General features: G+C 66.8%; 15 protein-coding genes. 6 read left to right on the top strand and 9 right to left on the bottom strand.

Going from position 1 to position 19,696, the window contains the following annotated elements:
• Positions 1-74: 74 nt before the first annotated feature.
• Positions 75-710: a hypothetical protein gene (locus V7Z97_RS08120; protein WP_334162657.1), complete on the bottom strand. Its 636-nt coding sequence runs from the start codon at positions 708-710 to the stop codon at positions 75-77.
• A gap of 949 nt (positions 711-1,659) precedes the next feature.
• Positions 1,660-2,181 carry an RNA polymerase sigma factor gene (locus tag V7Z97_RS08115; RefSeq protein WP_334162655.1) on the bottom strand — a complete coding sequence of 174 codons (522 nt, stop codon included), beginning with the start codon at positions 2,179-2,181 and terminating at the stop codon, positions 1,660-1,662.
• 82 nt (positions 2,182-2,263) lie between these two features.
• On the opposite strand from V7Z97_RS08115, the gene V7Z97_RS08110 reads away from it, so the two are divergent.
• Together V7Z97_RS08110 and V7Z97_RS08105 are read left to right on the top strand one after the other, a co-directional pair.
• Positions 2,264-2,488, top strand: coding sequence for a helix-turn-helix domain-containing protein (locus tag V7Z97_RS08110; RefSeq protein ID WP_334162653.1), 225 nt, complete (start codon positions 2,264-2,266; stop codon positions 2,486-2,488).
• A gap of 660 nt (positions 2,489-3,148) precedes the next feature.
• Entirely contained in the window at positions 3,149-4,924 is a 1,776-nt protein-coding gene (locus V7Z97_RS08105; RefSeq protein WP_334162652.1) for a hypothetical protein, read from the top strand.
• A 95-nt stretch (positions 4,925-5,019) separates the two neighbouring features.
• Here V7Z97_RS08105 and V7Z97_RS08100 read toward each other — a convergent pair whose 3' ends face one another.
• Entirely contained in the window at positions 5,020-5,334 is a 315-nt protein-coding gene (locus tag V7Z97_RS08100; protein ID WP_334162650.1) for a DUF736 domain-containing protein, read from the bottom strand.
• Between the two features lie 851 nt (positions 5,335-6,185).
• Here V7Z97_RS08100 and V7Z97_RS08095 point away from each other — a divergent pair.
• Complete coding sequence (locus tag V7Z97_RS08095) at positions 6,186-7,157, top strand: ABC transporter substrate-binding protein (RefSeq protein WP_334162648.1); 972 nt, start codon at positions 6,186-6,188, stop codon at positions 7,155-7,157.
• 328 nt (positions 7,158-7,485) lie between these two features.
• Here V7Z97_RS08095 and V7Z97_RS08090 read toward each other — a convergent pair whose 3' ends face one another.
• Together V7Z97_RS08090 and V7Z97_RS08085 are read right to left on the bottom strand one after the other, a co-directional pair.
• Positions 7,486-8,856: an MFS transporter gene (locus tag V7Z97_RS08090; RefSeq protein WP_334162647.1), complete on the bottom strand. Its 1,371-nt coding sequence runs from the start codon at positions 8,854-8,856 to the stop codon at positions 7,486-7,488.
• 8 nt (positions 8,857-8,864) lie between these two features.
• Positions 8,865-9,806 carry a 3-keto-5-aminohexanoate cleavage protein gene (locus tag V7Z97_RS08085; protein ID WP_334162646.1) on the bottom strand — a complete coding sequence of 314 codons (942 nt, stop codon included), beginning with the start codon at positions 9,804-9,806 and terminating at the stop codon, positions 8,865-8,867.
• Between the two features lie 142 nt (positions 9,807-9,948).
• On the opposite strand from V7Z97_RS08085, the gene V7Z97_RS08080 reads away from it, so the two are divergent.
• Positions 9,949-10,734 carry a helix-turn-helix transcriptional regulator gene (locus V7Z97_RS08080; RefSeq protein ID WP_334162645.1) on the top strand — a complete coding sequence of 262 codons (786 nt, stop codon included), beginning with the start codon at positions 9,949-9,951 and terminating at the stop codon, positions 10,732-10,734.
• A gap of 122 nt (positions 10,735-10,856) precedes the next feature.
• Entirely contained in the window at positions 10,857-11,897 is a 1,041-nt protein-coding gene (locus tag V7Z97_RS08075; RefSeq protein ID WP_334162644.1) for an alpha/beta hydrolase, read from the top strand.
• Between the two features lie 76 nt (positions 11,898-11,973).
• Here V7Z97_RS08075 and fahA read toward each other — a convergent pair whose 3' ends face one another.
• The 4 genes from fahA to V7Z97_RS08055 form a co-directional block, all read right to left on the bottom strand.
• The gene (fahA, locus tag V7Z97_RS08070; RefSeq protein WP_334162643.1) at positions 11,974-13,284 is read right to left on the bottom strand and encodes a fumarylacetoacetase; all 1,311 of its coding nucleotides are present in this window, start codon (positions 13,282-13,284) and stop codon (positions 11,974-11,976) included.
• A gap of 166 nt (positions 13,285-13,450) precedes the next feature.
• A complete protein-coding gene (locus V7Z97_RS08065; protein WP_334162642.1) occupies positions 13,451-16,393 on the bottom strand; it encodes a TonB-dependent receptor plug domain-containing protein in 2,943 nt (980 codons plus the stop codon).
• A 250-nt stretch (positions 16,394-16,643) separates the two neighbouring features.
• Positions 16,644-17,708, bottom strand: a complete 1,065-nt coding sequence (locus tag V7Z97_RS08060; RefSeq protein WP_334162641.1) for a 4-oxalomesaconate tautomerase — start codon at positions 17,706-17,708, stop codon at positions 16,644-16,646.
• The gene (locus V7Z97_RS08055) at positions 17,701-18,372 is read right to left on the bottom strand and encodes a 4-carboxy-4-hydroxy-2-oxoadipate aldolase/oxaloacetate decarboxylase (RefSeq protein WP_334162639.1); all 672 of its coding nucleotides are present in this window, start codon (positions 18,370-18,372) and stop codon (positions 17,701-17,703) included. Before V7Z97_RS08055 ends, V7Z97_RS08060 begins: the two co-directional genes overlap by 8 nt.
• A gap of 98 nt (positions 18,373-18,470) precedes the next feature.
• Here V7Z97_RS08055 and V7Z97_RS08050 point away from each other — a divergent pair, with 98 nt between their 5' ends.
• Positions 18,471-19,694 carry a LysR substrate-binding domain-containing protein gene (locus tag V7Z97_RS08050; protein ID WP_334162638.1) on the top strand — a complete coding sequence of 408 codons (1,224 nt, stop codon included), beginning with the start codon at positions 18,471-18,473 and terminating at the stop codon, positions 19,692-19,694.
• Positions 19,695-19,696 lie beyond the last annotated feature (2 nt).

Genomic DNA, 19,696 nt, shown 5'->3' with positions numbered 1-19,696 from the left:
ATCCGAGCGCGCGTGGCCAGAGACTGCCACGACGAACGCAACCTAGGCTAGCGACTAGCCGAAGCTAGCGCCCATCAAGTTTCGCCTCTCGCCCCTTGCAGCTCCTGCCGTAACGCTCGGACATCGGCAGATTGCAGGATGAACCAGGCCGTCCCTAAGGTCTCAGCGAAGACCGCCGATAGGCCGGTCCTCATAGCCGTCAAGGCTTGGCCGAGGTCCGTGAGCAGGTGCTCGATCTCTTTAAACGCCACCGTGTCGTCAGAGTGATGCGCGCCGCCACACCGGTTGGCGACGTACCTCAGTACCTCTTCGCGACAAAGGGGCCGCCCGAGGAGCGCCATACACGGCGCGCGCAGGAAGCGGCCGAATTTGTGACTGGTGAATGGAAGCTGCGTTGGCGACGCGGCAAGCTGGCGTTCGTACTGGGCTCGATAGGGGCTGTTCGAACCTGGTTCACGGTAGGTGTAGTGAGCGTTCATCGCCTGCCCGCCCAGAACGTAGCCGCCGCAGGAGACGAGTAGGGCCGTCTCCACAGGGACGCCGCTCAGGTCGGGCGCATCGACTTTCAGCGCCCTGCCTCGCGCGTGCGCGACCTGATTCAGCGCGCCATCGGCAAGAAGCCGAAGGGAGAGGCTCGCCTGCACGGCTTCTGAAGGGCCTGGCCGGGGAGCCGCTAGCAGCTCCTCCAGTCGATCCAGATGGATTCGCACGACCTCTTCGCGGCGTATTAGCACCTCGCTCTCAGACAGCGTCCCCCTCCTGCTCAGTCCGAACGTCTCGGGGACAGCTTACGACGACTGGCCGGAGTTTGTGCAACACTGCGGGCCTTGCCTGAGCTCGCCCCAAATGCCCCTGCTTGGGGCGCCAGCCACCCTGCGCCTCGGCATTGTCGAGCACTCTGGCGAGCTGAGCTTGCGACGGCGAGATGCAAGTTACCGACACTGTAGGCCTCCTCCACCGCCTTGATCTGCACCTGAAGGTCTGCGCGCTCACGCTCCAGCCTGGCCGCTTGGTTCCGGGTGATGTCTCTGGTCTCTGCGTCCCTGCGCCTTTGTCTGCTCTCCGCAAGCTCTGGGTTGCGGCAAGCAGCGCTGCTGATACCAGTTTGCCGAAGTTGCTGTGGCCTACCATCAGTTCAGCGGCTTTCCGCTGCCGGAGAGGCACCATCTTCCGTAGGACGTCTAGGACCGCGAATGGGCACGGAGCGTCGCGCGGCAGCCCGCCTCCTGTTCGAACATGTCGTCGAGCAAACCGGCGCGGCGCTGGGCGCCGCTCCCATTGATCCCAATCGCCTCGCCCCGGCGGGATAGGGCGCGCTCGATGGCGCGCACAATTCATCCCTGCCCCTGGGCGGCCAAAGCCGAATAGCGCGCTTGTTGTAGGTGAAGGCCTATAGGTTCATGGAGACTAGGCACTCGACAACGTCCTCCCACCGGCAAGACAATCGACTCGCCTCCTGACGAAATCTCGACCTTGGAGAGAACCTGTCCCTCGCCTTCGTTGCAGGGGGCGCTCTGGGTCCGGCTCATGCTAATCAACCCGGCTCGCCGAGCTCACTTCACTCCGCGCTCGAACTTACCGCCAATCAGGCTAGCGGACCAGCAGCGGCTAGGTTCGGCGAGATCCCCCTATCCACCGTTCCAAGTATTCCGCAAAACGTCAAGACCGGCGGTCAAGTTCAAGATCGCGGCTAAGAACTCTGAGTGCCTTCGTCATCCGCCACTCGACTGTTTTCACGGCGATTCCAAGGCGGGTCGCGATCTCCTCGTAGGTGAGACCCGCCACTCTGCTCAACAGGAAGGTCTCTCTGAGGTGCGGAGGCAGCCCCAGGATGACCTGCTTGAGCAGGAGCAGTTCGGCCTGGGCGGCTCCGTCGGCTACGTCGCTGATACCGTTCGAGGGACCGAGCAGATCGCTGCGGACGACACGCCGGCGCTCCTGATCGATCGCGATCCGGGTGGCGACCTGCATCAGGTAGGCCTTGGGGTTCTCGATCCCTCTCTGCTGAGATGCCGCGACGCGCGCGTACGTCTCCTGGACCAGATCTTCTGCCTGTTCGCTCCCGAACCTCCGCCTGACCGCGCGGAGCAGCCAAGAGAAGTGCCGTCGATAAAGCAGCTCCAGCGACGGCTCGTCCGCTCGAAGCGGAGGGGTAGTTGATCGAGTCTTCAGGCGGAACATGCGCTTGGAGCCGTACCGTGAGCCCGCAAAATGACACGATTAGCCTACAGATCAACGGCTGCGGTTCGCGCCACCTACGGCGATGGACGTGGTCAAGCTCCTGGGGAGGAACGTGAAGGCGTGGCGACGTCAACGCGGGCTGACCCAAGAAGAGCTCGCCGCCCGGGCCGATATGGATCGCTCGTACGTCAGCGACCTGGAGCGCGGCCAGAGGAACCCGAGCGTGAAGGCGCTCGGCAGGCTCGCCCTAGCGCTAGATATCGAACCCGCCCTCCTCCTGCAGATTGAGCCGAAAGAGCGCACCTGAGCTTCCGCTCGTCGCGCGAGCGTGCCGGCCGGCTCTGCGAGCGCGTCAAGGCCGGCTTCGCCGCCGCTGCGCGATGCGGCATGGCGGCCGCAGCCCTGACCCGCTCCCACCGGCCGGCGCGGGCTCGGCGTGTCGCGAAAGCCTCTTCCCCTTCGTGAACGAAGCGGCGTGTCAGCGGATGGTCCCGCGATCGCCGTTGATGTTGCTGGTGTTTTCGTCCGGCGCGGGACCAGGGCTCGCCATAGGTCCCGCGAATTCCTCAACACCCACAGGCGCTAAGGACCCTCAGGTCCCGCGCCCTTTATCTTGCCATATGCGGGTGTTGTGCCCCGTCGCGTTCTCGACGGACGTATGCAGATCATCCGTGAGCCGCTCCGCCCCCAGGGTGGATGGCGTCGTCACGCGTCTCACCGGGCGAGCGCGGCTTCAGGTCTCCGGTGTCAGGACCGAAGACGCCGCCTTCACGAGGAGGGGCGGATGCGACGAGAGAGCCGGCCAGGTGCGGACGGAGCGGAGGCGGAGGTCCCGGCCCGAGCCTCGAGGACCTCCGCCAATCCGAAGCGCCGGGGCTCCAAGCTGAAAGCCCCTACCGAATTCCCAAGGCCCAGCAGCGAGACTTGGGACGACCCTCCCGAGTTTCACGCGGCGCTGGACCTGCACATGCGTCGGCACGGCGACACACCGTACGGGCTCTCCCGGGCGCTGCTCGCCAAGGGGATACGGGTAGACACCACGACCCTGCGAAGCTGGCGGCTCAGCACCAAGGCCCCTTCGCACGCGAGATCGCTGGAGATCCTCAACCTGCTCGAACGGCGCTGGCGGCTCCCCGAGGACTACTTCGCGTCGAAGCTGCCGATCTCGGCGCGGGCGGTGAAGGACCGGCTGGAGGGCGTGCTCGACCGCAAGGAGGCGCGCCGACTGGCCTGGCACCTGCCGGACGACTTCCGCGATCGGCCGCCCGGCGACCAGGCTGAGACCCTGGCCTGGGTCCGCCGCGTGATCATCTCGGGCTCGACCGACTATCGGACCTATCAGGCGAAGGCCCTGCAGCACCGGTTCGCGATCCGCTTCCCCGGGCTCGTCGACGCGCCGGACGGACCGCGCCTGCGGACGGGTCCGCGCGGCCGGGATCTGGTCGCCTCGGACCTCCTCATGCAGGAGATGCGTGAGCTCCTCGGCTTCAAGACCGCGACGCTCACCGGGATCGGCTTCAAGCGGCGCGGCGTCTGGAGCGCTGTCACCGCGCGCCAGAAGACGGATCACCTGGGGCTGATGCTGGGCGCCCTCCACGCGCCGGCGGCCGGAGCCGTCCGCGGCCTGGGCGCGCCGATGGCAACCCTCTCCCTGTCGCTGCTCGTGTTTCCCCGCGTCTGGGACTGGTACCTGCGCTGGCGTGAGACCCGGCGCGGCTTCTACACGCGGTGGGAGGCCGACATGCTCGCGAACGCCGCGGCCTTCACCCACCCGGAGACCGGATGGCTCACTCAGTCGGGCCACATGGCGGGCCACCTCCGCCCGGTGCCGCATCTGGTCAGCGACGCCGACGTCGAGAGGGCGCAGTCCGACTGGAGCGGCGCCTGCGCGACCCTCTACCGCTACGCCCTGGCGCGGGTGAAGGAGGTGGAGCGCGTGGCGCGCGTCCACCACGATCCCTTCGAGCCCATCCTGCCCGTCCTGGAAGCCGACAGCCCCGTCGCCGAGTACCGGAAGATCGCAGACGAGGTGCTGCGGCGGGCCCCCTGCCCCCGCCGCTATCCCGTCGCCGCGGCGGAGGCGTCGAGGGCCTTCCTGATGATCCGGCTCGGCCTGCATCTGGGGTTCCGCCAGAAGAACCTGCGCCAGCTGCTGGTCACGCCCCGAGGACAGCCGCCGCGGACAGAGCGGCAGCTCACCGATCTGCTGCGGGGCGAACTCCGCTGGAGCGACCGCGACGGCGGATGGGAAGTCTTCGTGCCCCTGAACGCCTTCAAGAACGCCCACTCGTCGTTCTTCGGGCGGCAGCCGTTCCGCCTAGTGCTTCCTGACCTCGCCGGTCTGTACGAGGCCCTGGAGCAGTACCTCGCCACGCACCGGCCGCGGCTGATCGGACCCGCCCAGGACCCCGGCACGCTGTTCGTGAAGTCGGCGAAGCGCTCCAGCAGCGATGCGGCCTACAACCAGGCCACCTTCTACGAGGCGTGGCGGACCGCGATCCAGCGCTACGGCATCTTCAATCCCTACACCGGTCGGGGTGCGGTCGCGGGGCTGCTGCCCCACGGGCCCCACTGCGTGAGGGACGTCCTCGCCACCCATATCCTGAAGCAGACCGGGTCCTATGAGCAGGCGAGCTACGCCATCCAGGACACCCCGGAGATGGTCGCCCAGCACTACGGACGGTTCCTCCCCGCCGACAAGGCGGCCATCGCCGCCCAGATCCTGAACAGGGTCTGGGCCTGAGGCGCAGCACAGCGAAAGGCGCGGCCGCAAGGCCGCGCCCTTCGTCACCCGCGAGGAATGAACCGGCGGCGCCCGAAGGCGCCGCCGGCGGGAGATCAGTCGGTGCTGCGGCTGCGGGACCAGATGAGGACGTAGCCCTCGTCAGCGTCCACCAGGCTCGCGTAGAGCGGGACCGGGAAGCTGGGGTCGTCGAGCTTGCACGAGAGGTAGTCCCGGTTCTCGCGGCTGGTCTTCTTCCAGGCCGCGCCGAACTCGGTGGAGCCGGCGAAGATCCGGAAGTCCGGGGCCTTGTCGTCGGCCTTGGCCTCGTTGGGCCGGAAAGCCGCGGCCTTGACGTTCAGGGTGAGTGTCTTGATCGCGCCGGCGTAGGAGCCGTCCGCTTGCTTGGTGAAGGCGCCGATGGTGGCCATGTGAAGTCTCCTGTCTGCCTGCCGGGCCGCCCGATTGCGGCCTCGACGGCGATCCCAGGCCGGAGGCGCAAGGAGGCCGCGCAGCCCGCAGGGCCCGAAGCGGAGCGGAGGACGTGACCACGTTGCGCGGGCGTCCGCGCCCTGGACAGATCCAGCCAGAGAGAGGCCGTGAGGCCGGACCCGGGAGCAGCCGACGTCCACCTGCCGACAGCCGAGTGTCGTTCACCAACGGCTAGGAGCGTGATGCCATCGCGCCAATGGATGGGCCGATCAGTGAAGCCGGCCCGCAAGCGCTTTCGGCCACAGGCAAGGGTCAGGCCCAAGTCGACAGCGGGTCGATTGCCGCGCTCGAATCTATTTCGCTTGGCCGATGCTCCCTCGCAAAGGCGGTCCGCACGACCTCGCGACCGTAACCACCCTTATGGCCGATCCTCCTCCGACGTACGGCGGCGACGCCTCGAGATTGGCCATGAGCGAACGTAGATTGACTTGGCCTGACTACACTTGACAGTCCACCCGGCCCTACGGCCGCGGCGTTCAGCGGGGCCTGCGCTTGTATCCCGCCGTGGAGACAGACCCGGATCTTGTCGCCTGATATTGGGGTTCGGCGGACGGACGCAGCCGTGGATGCATCGAAGCCCTTGGGCCAGGGCCGGTTGTGAACGCCGCCGCCCATTGGGGCGGGCTCGGCCGGGACCGCACCTGAAAGACGCTGGGCCTCCGCCCCGAAGTTGGGGCGCCTGTTACGTTCCGAAGCGACTAGGTTTGTGACCGGAATGGAAGCTGGAGATGACCGGAGGCTCGGCGGAAGCGGACAGGGCTGCGACTCTAGCTGGAAGCGGAGGAAGAGAATGCGACGTTCACAGCGGACGACGGCTGCAATTGTTCTGGCGACCTCGGCGCTGCTTCTCTCGGGCTGCTCCACATCGCGCGACAAAGTGATGCTGCCGCCGCTCGCCGTGCACGGCGCTCTTGGCGTCGTGGAAGTGGGACCGGTTCACCTTACCGTGGAACGGCTCTACCCGGTTGGCGCCAAGGTGCAACAAGGGGGCATCGCAACGCTCATCGGCACAGGTAACCCGCCTGATCTCGCCACCAATGCCGAGACTCAGGTCCTACGCGCGCCGGTCGAACGCGCGGATCTTCGGATCATCCTCACGGTCGCGGAAGGAATGTATCGGATCGTCGGCCGCAGATCGGCAGGCATTTCGACGGTCGCCGATCTCAGGGGCAAGCGTATTGCGACCTCGATCCAATCCTCTTCGGGCTACTTCCTCCATCTCATGCTGGCGCGTGGGGGCATGACCTTCGCGGACGTCACCGTCGTAGATGTCATGCCATACAAGGCGATGGTCGATGCTCTGAAGAACGGCGAGGTGGACGCGATCTCGATCTGGGAGCCGCACAGTGAGAACGCGATGCGCGCGCTCGGGTCCGACGCCGTCGAGCTCCCAGGTCAAGGCGTCTATCGCGAGCTTTTCAACCTCAACACGACTGCGGCCACCCTGAGCGATCCGGCGAAACGCGCGCAGATCGTCCAATTCGTTCGGGAACTGATCGACACCACCGATGCTATGAACCGTGATCCCCGCCGCGCCCAGGAGCTTGTTGCGGCAGCCGGCGGATATTCGCTCGAGGAGGTGGCCGCGTCGTGGAGGCATCACGCCTTCACCGCCAACTTCCCTGACGACATGCTCGACGTCATGGTCGACGAGGAGATTTGGCTGGCTGCGCTACAGCAGCGCGCGCCGCGCTCCCGCGACGAGCTGGCCAGGCTGATCGACCGCACCGTCTACGACGAGGCGCGCGCCCGACCTCGCTAGGCCGGCGCGTCTTGGGCGTCGAGACCGATCAGCCTATCGAGTGAGAGGCGCCGTCTTGGTCCACGCTCCGGAACAGGGGGTATCGTGGGTGGAGGCTCCAACTGGCGGACGAGGACCGCGCCGGCGATGCGCCGCCCGCAGACCCTGGCGGGCCCGCATCCATTCTCGGCAGAGGTCGAAGCGAGATCCCGTCCAGCGACCGACGAGCAAGCTCGAAGAGGGCCGTCCGCCGCCTCGCTAGGCGCCGTCTCCACGCCGCCATCGTCATCTGCCGGCCCGATGACATTGGCTCCAGCGCAAACCTAAGGTTCGCGACAGGCCGAACCCCCTATTGAGCCGCGCGGCGCCTAGGCGGGGGCGTATGCCGGCTGATGACTCCAAGCGCAGCAAAGGTGATCGACAGGCCCACTGCCAAGGACACGAAGAATGTACCCCAACCGCCAGCGCCCAGCGCCGCCGTTGCGATGAATGGACTGATCACGGACCCGACCCGCCCGAAGCCGACCGCCGTGCCTATTCCCGTTGCGCGGAGCGACGTCGGGTAAACGTGGGTCGCCACGGAATAGATCATGATCTGCAATCCACCGACCAGAAACCCCGTGATCGTCAGCAGGATTAGAAGCGGCGCCGCGCTCCGCGATGGGTCGGTCGGATATTGGGTGAGCGCCAGCGTAACCAGGACGCCGGCGGCGGCCATGCCCATCAGCCCGACCCGCGAGCCAAAACGCGCTACCGCCGCGACGCCCAGGATGCTGGCGAACATGCCGCCAAAGGCAAGGCTGCCGGAGGCGATGCTGGCGACCTGCAGGCTGTAGCCCGCCTCCGAGAGGATGGTCGGCATCCACTGGGATTCCATGTAAAGGCAGATGAAGATCGCGAAGAACGCGAAACACAGACCCAGTGTGTCGCGAACATATTCCTTGCTGAAGAGCTGCAACACGCTCGCCTTCGCGCCGCCAGCCGTTCCGGCGGCGTCGCCCGTGATTTGGACGTCGTCATCCAAGCGATGCCCCATTCGACGGAGCAGCGCCATGAGCTGATCGCGCGTGGCTGAGCCGCGCAAGAGATAGCGGGGCGATTCGGGCAGGGCGAAGAGCTGGATCAGGCCAATCAGGATCGCCGCCAAGCCGCCGACCACGAACAGTGACCGCCAGCCCCATGTCGGTAGCACCGCGGCGCCCAGCACGCCGGAAAGCGTGCCGCCCAGCGGGACACAGACCATGCCAAGCGTGACGACCAGAGCGCGGCGACGCGTCGGCGAGAACTCGGCGAACATCGCCGCGGCGGCGGGCATCAGGGCGCCCAGGCCCAGCCCCGCGACGAGGCGCATCGCTGTCATCGAAGCAACGTGGTTGACGAATGCGTTGGCGAGGGTGGCGACGCCGAAGAGCAGGACACTGCCAATGATTGTCGGCCGCCGGCCCCATTTGTCGCCGAGCAACCCACCGACCATGGTGCCAAGCACCATGCCCAGCAGTCCGAGCGACGTGGCCAGCGCGAACGCGTCGCGCGTAACGCCCCATTCCTTGATCAGGACCGGGATGGCCAGCGGGAGCAGCCGGTTGTCCAGTCCATCCATCACCACGGCGAGCGAGACCAGCGCGACAACCCAGGTCTGATAGCCCCCCCAGGATTTCTCATCGATGGCGCGACCGATCTCCACCGGTCGGTTGGGCATGTCCCGCGGCTCGCTCACCATGTCAGCCCCTACGCTCCAGCGGTCGCTGTGTTCGACCCGGGCGCGGGGACGGGCTGCAATTGGAAGGTCTTGCGAGCCTCCGCTGTCGTAGCGGGTTCACGCCCCCAGATGGCGGCGATGTTGACGATCGCGTCGACAAGGTCCGCGTTCGTCTTCGCTGCATTGCCATTGGGGAGATAGATATTGTCCTCGAAGCCCACGCGGACCGAATCACAGTTCATCGAAAGGCCAAGATTGCACACCCAGAACTGATCCTTGCCGGTCGCGGTCGTTCCCCAGAGCGAGTTGGGGTAGAGGCGACGCCCCTCCTGCACCGAGAAGATGATGTGCGGGGCGAGCGGCGGGCTATTGCCGAACCCCGAGCCGTGCAGGATCCAGAGCCGAGACGACATCGGGTCGAACGCGCCCTTCGCTGCGACGCGGAGCATCCTGTGCAGCACCGCGGCATGCGGCACCTCCCACTCGACGATCGAACCCATGGCGAGCACGGTCTTCATCGTCTGGGTGACGAGTTCGAGCGAGTTCACATAGGGCGTCTCGACCATGTAGCCGCCCTCGGGATTGTAGAAATCACCGGACGCGCAGGCGATACCGAACAAGTCCTGACGAGGCTGCAGGTCCAGCAAGCCAAGGCGCTCTTCGTCCTTCGGCCAGATGTAGCCACCCGTGGCCTTATCGTAGCGGATGCCGATGCCGTTCGTGGTTTGGACGAGGATGTCGCACTTGTCGCGGATGCGCTCGATGATCTCGGCGTAGATCTTCTTGTCGCCCGAGTTCTTGCCCTCCGAGTCACGCGCATGAACGTGGACCACGGAAGCGCCTGCCTTCCACACCTGATAGGCGTCCTCGGCGATCTCGGCGGGCGTGATCGGCACCTTCGCGCCTTCGCGATCGTGCTGCATGCCGCCGTTGATCGCCGCGACGACGATAACCTTCTTCTTCGTGTCCATCTGGATCCCCTGCCGTAACTTGCTGGCGGGATAGCGCGGAAGTCGCATATCGTCTGTCTACCGGGCGGGGGACACGCCTCTTGCCTCGCCGGCGAAGCCGCAGATTCAGAAGCCGCAAAGGCCTTGTTGGGGAGTAAGCGACTTGCAGATAAGGCATCTCGACCAAGCGACCCTCACCGGAGGCGTCATCGACGCCTACCGCGAATTCATCGGGGCTCTGGATGCAGACGCCCCTGAACAGCGCATGGACCGCGCCATCAGCTCAATTGCGCCCATCGACCGCTTCTACGTATCGGAACGCGCCAAACCGGCCGGGCGCCCGAACCTCATCGCCCACAAGACGGAGAGCGTGCTCGCCGACCGGATCGGCGATTACATGGATCACTACTTCCGCCGCGATCCCGTCGCCCAGGCTATCGAGGCCGCGACCGAGGGCGGCCCCATCGTCGTGCTTCGAGTCGGTCCTGAGGACATAGACGAGGCGGAGTATCGTCGGCCGTTCTTCGAAGAGGCGGCGATCGTCGAACGGGTGTCGTTCGTCCACCGGGTGGCGGACCGGTGGCTGATCATGAACGTGGCCCGGCGCGCGCCATCGGGCGCCTTCAGCGATGTCGAGCTGAGCGACCTGGCGAACCTGAGCCTGTTGCTGCTGCCTCTGGCGGCGCGCCAGGCGAGCAAGCTGAGGTCCGCGGCGCGGCCCGACACGGTGAGCACGCAGGTGCTTGAGGATCGGTTTCAAGACAAGTTTCCAGCCCTGACGCCGAGGGAACGCCAAGTCTGCGCGCGTACGGCGCTCGGGATGACCTCCGAAGCCACAGCGCTCGATCTCGGTATCGGCATCGGTTCGGTGCAGACCTATCGCAAGCGCGCATTCCAGCGGCTTCAGATCTCCACGGCCTTCCAGCTTGCACATCTCATAATGCACTAGACCGCCGGAGCCGAACCCGGTTGTCCCCTGGAGTGGGGACAGACCGTCGCGCGGTGACCTGATAGTCTGCGCACAATGGAAGAAGTGGCCCGTGGCCTGATTCGTCTCGACGCCGGGACAGCATGAAAATCTCCGCCTCCCTCGCCGGAGCGACGCTACCTCTGGCTCTCTTCGCGGCGTCCGGCGTCTCCGCCGCGGGACCGCTGAGAGGCGACTCACCACCAATCGTGCTCGATCGCCAGGGCTCGTTCGAAGCCGGCGGAGCCGTGCGGCGCGAAGGGGCTAAGTCACTCTCCTGCGATCATGGCCACGTCGAATTCCAGATTCCGTCCAGGCCGCGCTCGACGTCCTTGTTCCTGTGGCACAGTTCGAGCGCGGCGGTCTGGGAGCGGCGCTGGGACGGCGGTGAAGGCTATCGGGACATCTTCCTGCGCCGCGGCTTCCCCGTCTATGTCTGGGACGGCCCGCGCGTGGGGCGCGCGAACTACGGGTGCGAAGATTACACGTACCGCGCCGTGCCTGGCCGCGACGAAGGCAGTTTCATCGCCTGGCGCTTTGGCGATGCGCCGGGCCAGTGGTTCGCCGGCGTGCAGTTTCCAACGGACGACCCGACGGCTCTGCAGCAGGCGATGCGCGCCCGCTATGACGAGTTCGATACGGTGGCCAACGCGCAGCTCGAAAGCGACGCGGCCGCTGAAGCGCTTGCGCGCATCGGCCCCTCCGTCCTGGTGACCAATTCGGCGGGCGGTCTGCGCGCGATGCTGACCGCCATCAAGTCGGATATGGCCGCCGCGATCGTGGCGTATGAGAACCCTGGTTTCGTGCTGCCCGAAAGCGAAAATCGCGGCGTCGCGCCGGGTCCATACGGGCCCGCATATGTGAGTGACGCCGAATTCCAGAAGCTCACCCGCATACCCATCCAGCTGGTCTGGGGTGACAACATCGAGAAGTCGGCGACCTGGAGCGCCGCCTACAAGCAGTCCGAGGCGTTTGTTCGGCTGGTGAATGCGCGGGGCGGAAAGGCGGAGCTGCTGCACCTCCCCGCAAGGGGCCTGCACGGCAACACGCATATCCCCTTCGCCGATCTCAACAACGCAGCGGTCGCCGACCTCCTGGCGGAGTTCCTGCATCAGAACGGCCTGGATCGCCGAAAAGCGAAGTAGGCGCGCGGCGGCGGTTGGGTGTGGCCGGGCGGAGGCGGCACGCCGTTGGGGCGATGCCTCCCAAACACCGACCGGTTCAGCCCCGAGTCACCACCAGGCCCTTGGCTTCGCCCAGGCCGATGCGCGCGAAACCCTCCCGCTCGCACCATCCCGTGAGAATGACCTCGTCCCCGTCCTCCAGGAAGGTGCGCGTTTCGCCGTTCGGAAGTACGGCGGGGTTGCGGCCGCCTGACGTCAGTTCCAGCAAGCTGCCATGCCCGTCGGGCCCGGGACCGGAGACGGTGCCAGAGCCGAACAGGTCGCCCGGCCGCAGGTTGCAGCCGTTCGAACTGTGATGGGCGATCATCTGGGCGGGCGTCCAGTACAGGTCCAGGCCGCTGCTGCGGGCCAGCCGGTGCGGCGCCAGGCCGGACCGGCGCATCTCCGCTGTGCGCAGCAAGACCTCGAGCTGAATGTCGAAGGCCCCATGGGATTGATCCTCCGCGTCCTGGAGATACGGGAGCGGAGCGGGATCGCCCTGTGCCCGCGGAGGCTGCGGCGAGCGGAATGGCGCCAGCGCCTCCGCCGTCACGACGAACGGAGACACCGTCGTCAGGAAGTTCTTGCCCAGAAACGGGCCGAGCGGCTGCGTTTCCCACGCCTGTATGTCCCGCGCGGACCAGTCGTTGAGGAGGCCGAAGCCGACAATCTCCGCGCCCGCCCGTTCGATCGGAATCGTTGTTCCCAGCGCATTCCCGCCGCGGACCCAGATCGCGAGCTCCAGCTCGTAATCTAGGCGGTTGCTGGCGCCATAGTCCGGCTCGGTGGCCCCGTGCGCCGCGCGCTGACCCACGGGTCGCACGACGGGATGGCCCGATACGCAAACCGACGAACTGCGGCCGTGATAGGCGATCGGCACGTGCTTGTAGTTGGGCAAGAGCGGATTGTCCGGGCGGAACATCCTGCCGGCCGTGGCCGCGTGGTGAATTCCCGCGAAGAAATCGCTGTAGTCGCCGACATCGACGGGCAGGTGCAGCCTTGCCGTAGCGGCGTCGACAACCGCCTCGCGCAGCATGGGGGGCGGATCTGCGCCCGCGCACAGCAGCTGCGAGAGGATGTGACGGAACCTCAGCCGCTGCGCGGCCGACATCGCGAAGAAGCTGTTCAGCGTCCTTCCCGCAGCGGTCCGCAGGATCCGCGCATCTTCACCGCCGACGAGCCCTGCGTCCGCCACAGCGGCAAGATCCAGAAGCATCGGTCCGATCGCGACGCCGGCCCGCGGGGGGCTTTCGGCGGTCGAGAAGATGCACAAGGGCAGGTTCTGGATCGGAAAGTCCGGGTGCCCATCGGCGCCCTCGACCCAGCTCGTCAGTTGAGACGCGTGGGTCTCATCGGGCAAGACGGACATTAATCAGATCCCTTCGTGGCCTCGTCGACGGCCCGCTCCGTGTGAGTCAGCGGCAGTCCCGGCCTGGTTTCGCTGACCGCGATCGACACGACCGCGTTGCGTCAGAGCGTAGGTGAGCCACACCGCGGCGGGCGACGACGCCGCCCGCCGCGGTGGTTCGGAAGGATCACCAGTTGATCCGGAACCCAGCCCGGAAGTTCACGCCGACGAAATCGTAGGGGTTACCCCCGCTATTCAAGGCGGCGGTCGCGAGCACCGGCGGATCGCTGTTGAGCGCGTTGTTGACGATGCCGAACACCTGCATGCGGTGATCTCCCACGTCAAACTCGTAGGACGCGTTCAGATTCAGGTACGCCATGGCGGGGAAACGGCTGATGTTGATGCTGTTTGGGGCGGCCGGATCGTACTCGTCCTCGTCGGGGCCGACGTAATCAGGGCTGTACTTGATGCCGGTGAACGCCTTGACCTGAACGCCCGCATCGAAGCCGCCCTGCCGGTAACTGACGAACAGATTGCCGGTCCACTTCGGCGATCCCCCCAGAACGCTTGTGCCCGCATAGTCGATCGCGGGGCCATCGGCCGCCGGGTTGTCGACGCGCTTGAAGTGCCGCGTGTTGTTGGCAAGAGCCCGCACGGTCAGGTTGCCGCTGCCGACGGGAGCACGGTAGGACGCTTCAAAGTCGATGCCGTCGGTCTCGAGCGACGCCTGATTGTAGTTGGTCAGGTTGACGTTCGCGATCCCATACGCGGTATTGTCGAAGGTGATCAGCGCGCAGGAGTCCTGCTGCCCCGCGAAGCACCGTTGCAGGATCTGGGTGCCAACCGTGCTGATCAAGCTTCCGGATACGGTCGAGATCAGGTCATCGACCTTGATGCTGTAGTAGTCCACCGACACCCGCAGCCCCGGCAAGAAGGTGTCCGGGGCCTGCCAAACGACGCCGGCGGTGAGGGTGTTGGCGCTCTCGGGCCGCAACCCGGTGAAGCCGTTCGAGGTCGTGGGCAGCCTGCCGCTCACGCCATTGAACGGGTTGGTGATGGTCGTCCCGGACGCGACCGTGCCGCTTTGCAGGAAGAGTTCGCTGAGGCTCGGCGCCCGGATGTCGCGCGACCTGGTGGCCCGGAACCGCAGTTCGTCCGAGACGTCCCACGTCGCCCCGACCTTCCAGGTGGTGACCGCCCCCGACAGGCGGTAGTCCGTGCGGCGCACCGCGCCGTTCAAGTCGAGCGCCTTGACGAATCTGACGTCGCGCGCCAGGGGCGCGCCGACCTCGACGAAGCCCTCCTTCACCGAGGTGCTGCCGCTCCAGTTGCGCTGGTTGCCGGACTGATAGATGCCCTGGACCTGCAGGGGGTCGGCGACGTTGTCGATGCTCTCTTTCCGGATCTCACCCCCGACGGCGAGTTCGATCGGGCCGGCCCAGTTCGAGAAGGGCGATCCCGCGAGGGTGGCGGCGTAGACGCGCTGCGTGATCTTCGTGTCGGTGTATTCCGTGCCGGTAACGTAGTCGATCGCCGCCTGGCTGTTCTGCTGCCCGAACGGGTTGAACGGCACGCACCCGGGCAGGACGTTGGCAGGTTTGACGAGAGCAGTCAGGCGGTTGGGGGCGAAGTTCGGGTTCGTGGCCAGCGGCCCGCAAACCACCTGGCCGTTTGCGTCGGTGACCGCGTAGACGGCGGCCGACAGGTTCGCCTCCCTGGCGGCGAAGCGTTCGTCGTGGAGATCGGTCTGGCCATCCTGCGCGTAGATCTCCCACGCCCAATCGCCGAACACCTTGCCGCGGAGGCCGCCCACAAAACGCTGCGACTCGATTTCGCCGCGCAACGCCAGCCCGCCCCAATCGCTATCCAGCCGGCCGATGTCGAATTCCGCTACATTGGCTGCGGCGAGACGCGGGCGCAACTCGGCCGGGATGAACGGGTTGGTGCTGAGAATTGTGAAACGCGCCGACTGGTGGAAGTTGGAGAAGGTGTTGATCTTGAACCTGCCGTATTCGGCTTCGCCGAAGATCTCGACATTCTCGGCGAGGTCGTAGCCGGCGCTGCCAAAGAACACCGCGCGGTCCTGCGGCACGCGCAGCGGATAGTTGCTGAGCGGGGTCGCTCCATAGTTGGTGGTCACCCCGGCCATGAGCGAGCTGTAGACCGTGCCGCGCACGAGTGTGTAGAGCGACCCGTCTGGGTTGAAGGCGATCTGGTTGAGTGAGGTTACCGCTGCGCCGGTCGCAGTGCGCGCCGCGTTGATGACGCTTCCTTTGGTCAGCGTCGCATATTCTACATTGGGCAGAAATCCGAACGCGGGCGTTCCGGCCGGCCGATTGGCGCCGAAGGAGATCGGCGTGGCGCTGTTGCCGGGCTCGACCTGGCCCCAGTCGCGGCTGTAGATCGTGCCGATGCCTTTGCTTTTGGCGTATTCACCGCCAAGGAGGAACCGGCCCCGTCCGTCGGCGAAATTCTTGCCATAGGCCAGATTGGCCTGGAACTCGCGGTTGTCCCCCTCGCCGGAAATCCCGCCCAGGACACCGACTTCGACTCCGTTGGTCCGCTCCTTCAGCACCACGTTAGCGACGCCCGCAACCGCGTCGGAGCCATAGGCGGCGGAAGCGCCGCCCGTCACGATGTCGACGCGCTCAACCAAGCTGGAGGGGATCATCGACAGGTCGACGGTCCCCGTCGCGTTCGTCGGGACGTGGCGACGGCCATTCACCAAGACGAGGGTGCGCGCGGGGCCCAACCCGCGAAGATCGACGGTGTTCTGCGCACCCGTGATGTTGGTGCTGGTGCGCTGCGATTGGTTGGACCCGTTGGAATTGCGAAACGCTGGCAGTTCGGTCAGCGTCTCAGCCAGGTTGGCGCTGGCGCGCTGCCGCACCAAATCCGCGCCGATCACCGTAACGGGGGTTGGCTGGGTGAAGCCGGAAGCGGACAGTCGGCTGCCGGTGACGACGATCTCTTCAACCGCTGAACTCTCAGCCGACTGGTCTCCCGAGCTGGCGCTCTGGCCCGGTGGGGAATCCTGTGGGGCGACCGCTGCGGCCTCTTGCGCCGCAGCGGGTATTGCGATGCTGCCCATCGCCAAGGTCAGCAGGCTAAGATTGACGTGATCGCGCATGATCCCCCCGTTCTTTTGGACTTGATGTTGTGTCGGCCGCGGTCCTGGCGAACCCGCTCGAGATCCACGATCCCGAGCCCACGCCCTGCACATAGGCGAAGGCCTGGAAGACGTCTGTATCCCGCCCAAGAGACAGCCGGCCGCGAGGGAAACGCGCCGGTTGAGCTGTCGGCCGAAAGCGGTTCCTGAAGCCGGAGCCGCGCGCCGCCTCCGGAGTCTTCCCGGCTCGCGCTGTCCAGGCGAAGGGGCTTCAGCCGAACACCAGGCCGTCGAACAGCTTCCGCGCCGTTCGAACCATGGCGGCGCCGGTGACCTGCCCCTTCTCCGCCTCGACCACGCAAATGGTGGCGCCCGACGCATGTTCGATGGAAAGGCGGTAGGGCGAGACGCCGCTCACCGTGGCGACCCGCGCTGCCGGCGAGCCAGCGATGAGGCAGGCGCTGGCCACGCTGACCGCGCCGAACACTCCGATCGAGGCGTGGGCGCGCTTGGGAATGAAGGAGCGAACGGTGATCGCGCCACCGTGACGCGCCGGCGCCACCAGCATCATCTTAGGCACCGACTTCTCGGCGACGTCGCCAAGGTTCATCAGTGGGCCGGCGATCAGGCGAATGGTTTCGATCCGCGACTTCAGGGCGTTGTCCGCGTCGAGGGTTTCGCGGCTCTCATAACCCGTCGCGCCCACGTCCTCGGCCAAGAGCAGGACGCAGGGCATGCCGTTGTCGATCAGGGTGCAGGCCACGCCGTCGATCATGTCAACGGCGCGGCCCGTCGGCAGCAGCGCGCCACAGACCGAACCGGCCGTGTCGCGGAAGGCCAGCGGGATGCCGGCGGCCGCGCCCGGCACGCCGTCGATCCTGACATCACCATCGTAGCGCACTCGGCCGTTCGGCGTCTCGACCGAGGCCACCGCCACCTGGCTGGTGTTCTCCATGAAGATGGTCACCGAGGTCAGGTCCCCGGTCGGCGCGACCAGGCCCCGCTCGATGGCGAAGGGACCGACGCCGGCGAGGATGTTGCCGCAGTTCTGGGTGTCGGTGACGATCGGCTCGTCGACGAAGACCTGCAGGAACAGATAGTCGACGTCCACCCCGGGCCTCCCGGACTTGCGAACCACAGCGACCTTGGAGGTCAGCGGATCGCCGGCCCCCAGGCCGTCGATCTGGTGAGGATCGGGTGAGCCCATCACGCGCAGCAGAAAGGCGTCGCGCGCGGCGACCTCGGGGGGCAGGTCCTCGGCCAGGAAGTAGCCTCCCTTGGAAGCGCCCCCGCGCATCCACATGGCGCGGACGCCCGATCCGGCGCCGTCAGACATATTTCAGACCCTTCGCCGCCAGGCGCTCACGCATGGCGTAGATGTCCAGACCCAGTTCGCCGTCCGCCAGTCGGGCGCGCTTGGCGGCCTCGTTGGCTTCCCGCACCTCGCTGGCTTTGAGCACCTCGGCGGCGCGGAGGCGGGGCACCACGCAGACCCCGTCGTCATCGGCGACGATGACGTCGCCGGCGTTGACCAGCCCCCCGGCGCAGACGATCGCCACATTCACGGAGCCCAGTGTCTCCTTGACGGTGCCTTGGGCGAACACGGCGCGGGACCAGACCGGGAATCTCATCTCGGTCAGATCCCGCACGTCGCGTACGCCGGCGTCGATGACCAGGCCTCGGCATCCGCGGGCCTGGGCCGAGGTGGCCAGCAGTTCGCCGAAATAGCCGTCCAGGCACGGCGATGTCGGAGCCAGGACGAGGACGTCGCCGGGCTGGAGCTGTTCGACGGCGACGTGGATCATCCAGTTGTCGCCGGGCGGGGCCGAAATGGTGACCGCCGAGCCCGCGATGCGCGCGCCTGAATAGATCGGCCGTAGCCGATGACCCAACAGGCCGGTGCGCCCCTGGGACTCGTGGACCGTCGCGACGCCGGTCCGGGCCAGTCCGTCGATGACGGCCGCGTCGGCGCGTTCGACCCTGGTGTTCACGATCGCCATTCCACTCTCCCGCTGCCGCCGAGAGATCATCCCGGCGCGTCGAGCGTGCAAAGTCGATTTGCCGACAGCGCCATAGGATTTGATTATAGGTCGCCTGGATGATCTCGCCGTTTGACCTCAATCTGCGCCACCTGGAAGCCGCCGCCGCAGTAGCGGGGATGGGCGGGATCAGCGCGGCGGCCCTGGCCGTCAATCTGTCTCAGCCCGCCCTCACCCAGGGGTTGGGCAAGCTGGAGGCCAGGATCGGGCGGCGGCTGTTCGACCGCCATGCGGGCGGCGCGTCCGCGACGCCGGCGGGCGCGATCCTGGCGGGCCGGGTCGAGCGGGCCGTGGCCCTGCTCGACGACGCTTCGCGCCAGGCCCGGCGCGTAAAACGACTGCCCGCCCTGGGTCCGGTCGCCCGCCATCTGACCATGACTCAGCTCCGCGCCGTGACGGCGGTCGACCGCATGGGCGGCTACGCCGCCGCGGCCGCCGCCACGGGCGTGTCGCAACCGGCCCTGCACAACGCCGTCCGTGACCTGGAAATGATGCTGGGCGTGGCGCTGCTGTCGCGTGAGGGCCGCATGGTGCGCGCCACCCCGGCCGCGCGCCGCTTCCTGCGCCCCGCCCGCCTGGCGATCTCCGAACTGCAGTCGGCCCTGGACGAGATCGAGGCGCTCTCGGCCGGCGGCGCCGGCCGCGTGGTGGTCGGCGCCATGCCTCTGGCGCGCGCGGCCCTGCTGCCTGCCACCTTGGCGCGGTTCGCCCGGGCGTTTCCCCTGGCCCGGGTCAGAGTGGTCGAGGGGCCGTACGCAGAGCTGCTGGCGGGTCTGTGCAACGGGGAGATCGACTGCCTCATTGGGGCGCTGCGCGATCCGCTTCTCGCACCCAAGGTCGTCCAGCACCCCCTGTTCGACGATCGGCTCCATGTCGTGTGTCGCACCGGCCATCCGTTGTCCGGGGGCGGCGCCACCATCGACCAACTGGCCGCCCATCGCTGGGTGATGGCCTCGCCGGGCGCGCCGCTACATGCACGCTGGCGGGCCATGTTCGAGACCGCCGGCGTCGCGCCCCCGCCCGTGGCTGTGGAATGCGGATCGGTGATCGCCATCCGCGGTCTCCTGCTGGCCGACGACTGGCTGACCGTGCTTTCGCCCGACCAGTTCCGCATTGAGGAGCGGGCTGGCCTGCTGACCCGTGTCGGCGGCCCCATAAGCGGATCGGAACGAAGCATCGGCCTAACTCTGCGCCAGGACTGGCAGCCCACCCGGCTGCAGCAGGCTTTCCTCGATGAATTGAAGGCGCAGGTCGCCAAGACCAAACATCCACAAACTCAATAGCT

Source organism: Phenylobacterium sp., assembly GCF_036821595.1.
In the GTDB taxonomy this organism is placed as follows: Bacteria; Pseudomonadota; Alphaproteobacteria; order Caulobacterales; family Caulobacteraceae; genus Phenylobacterium.
Note: the sequence above shows the minus strand (reverse complement) of the source record. Positions and strands in the feature narration are given on the sequence as shown.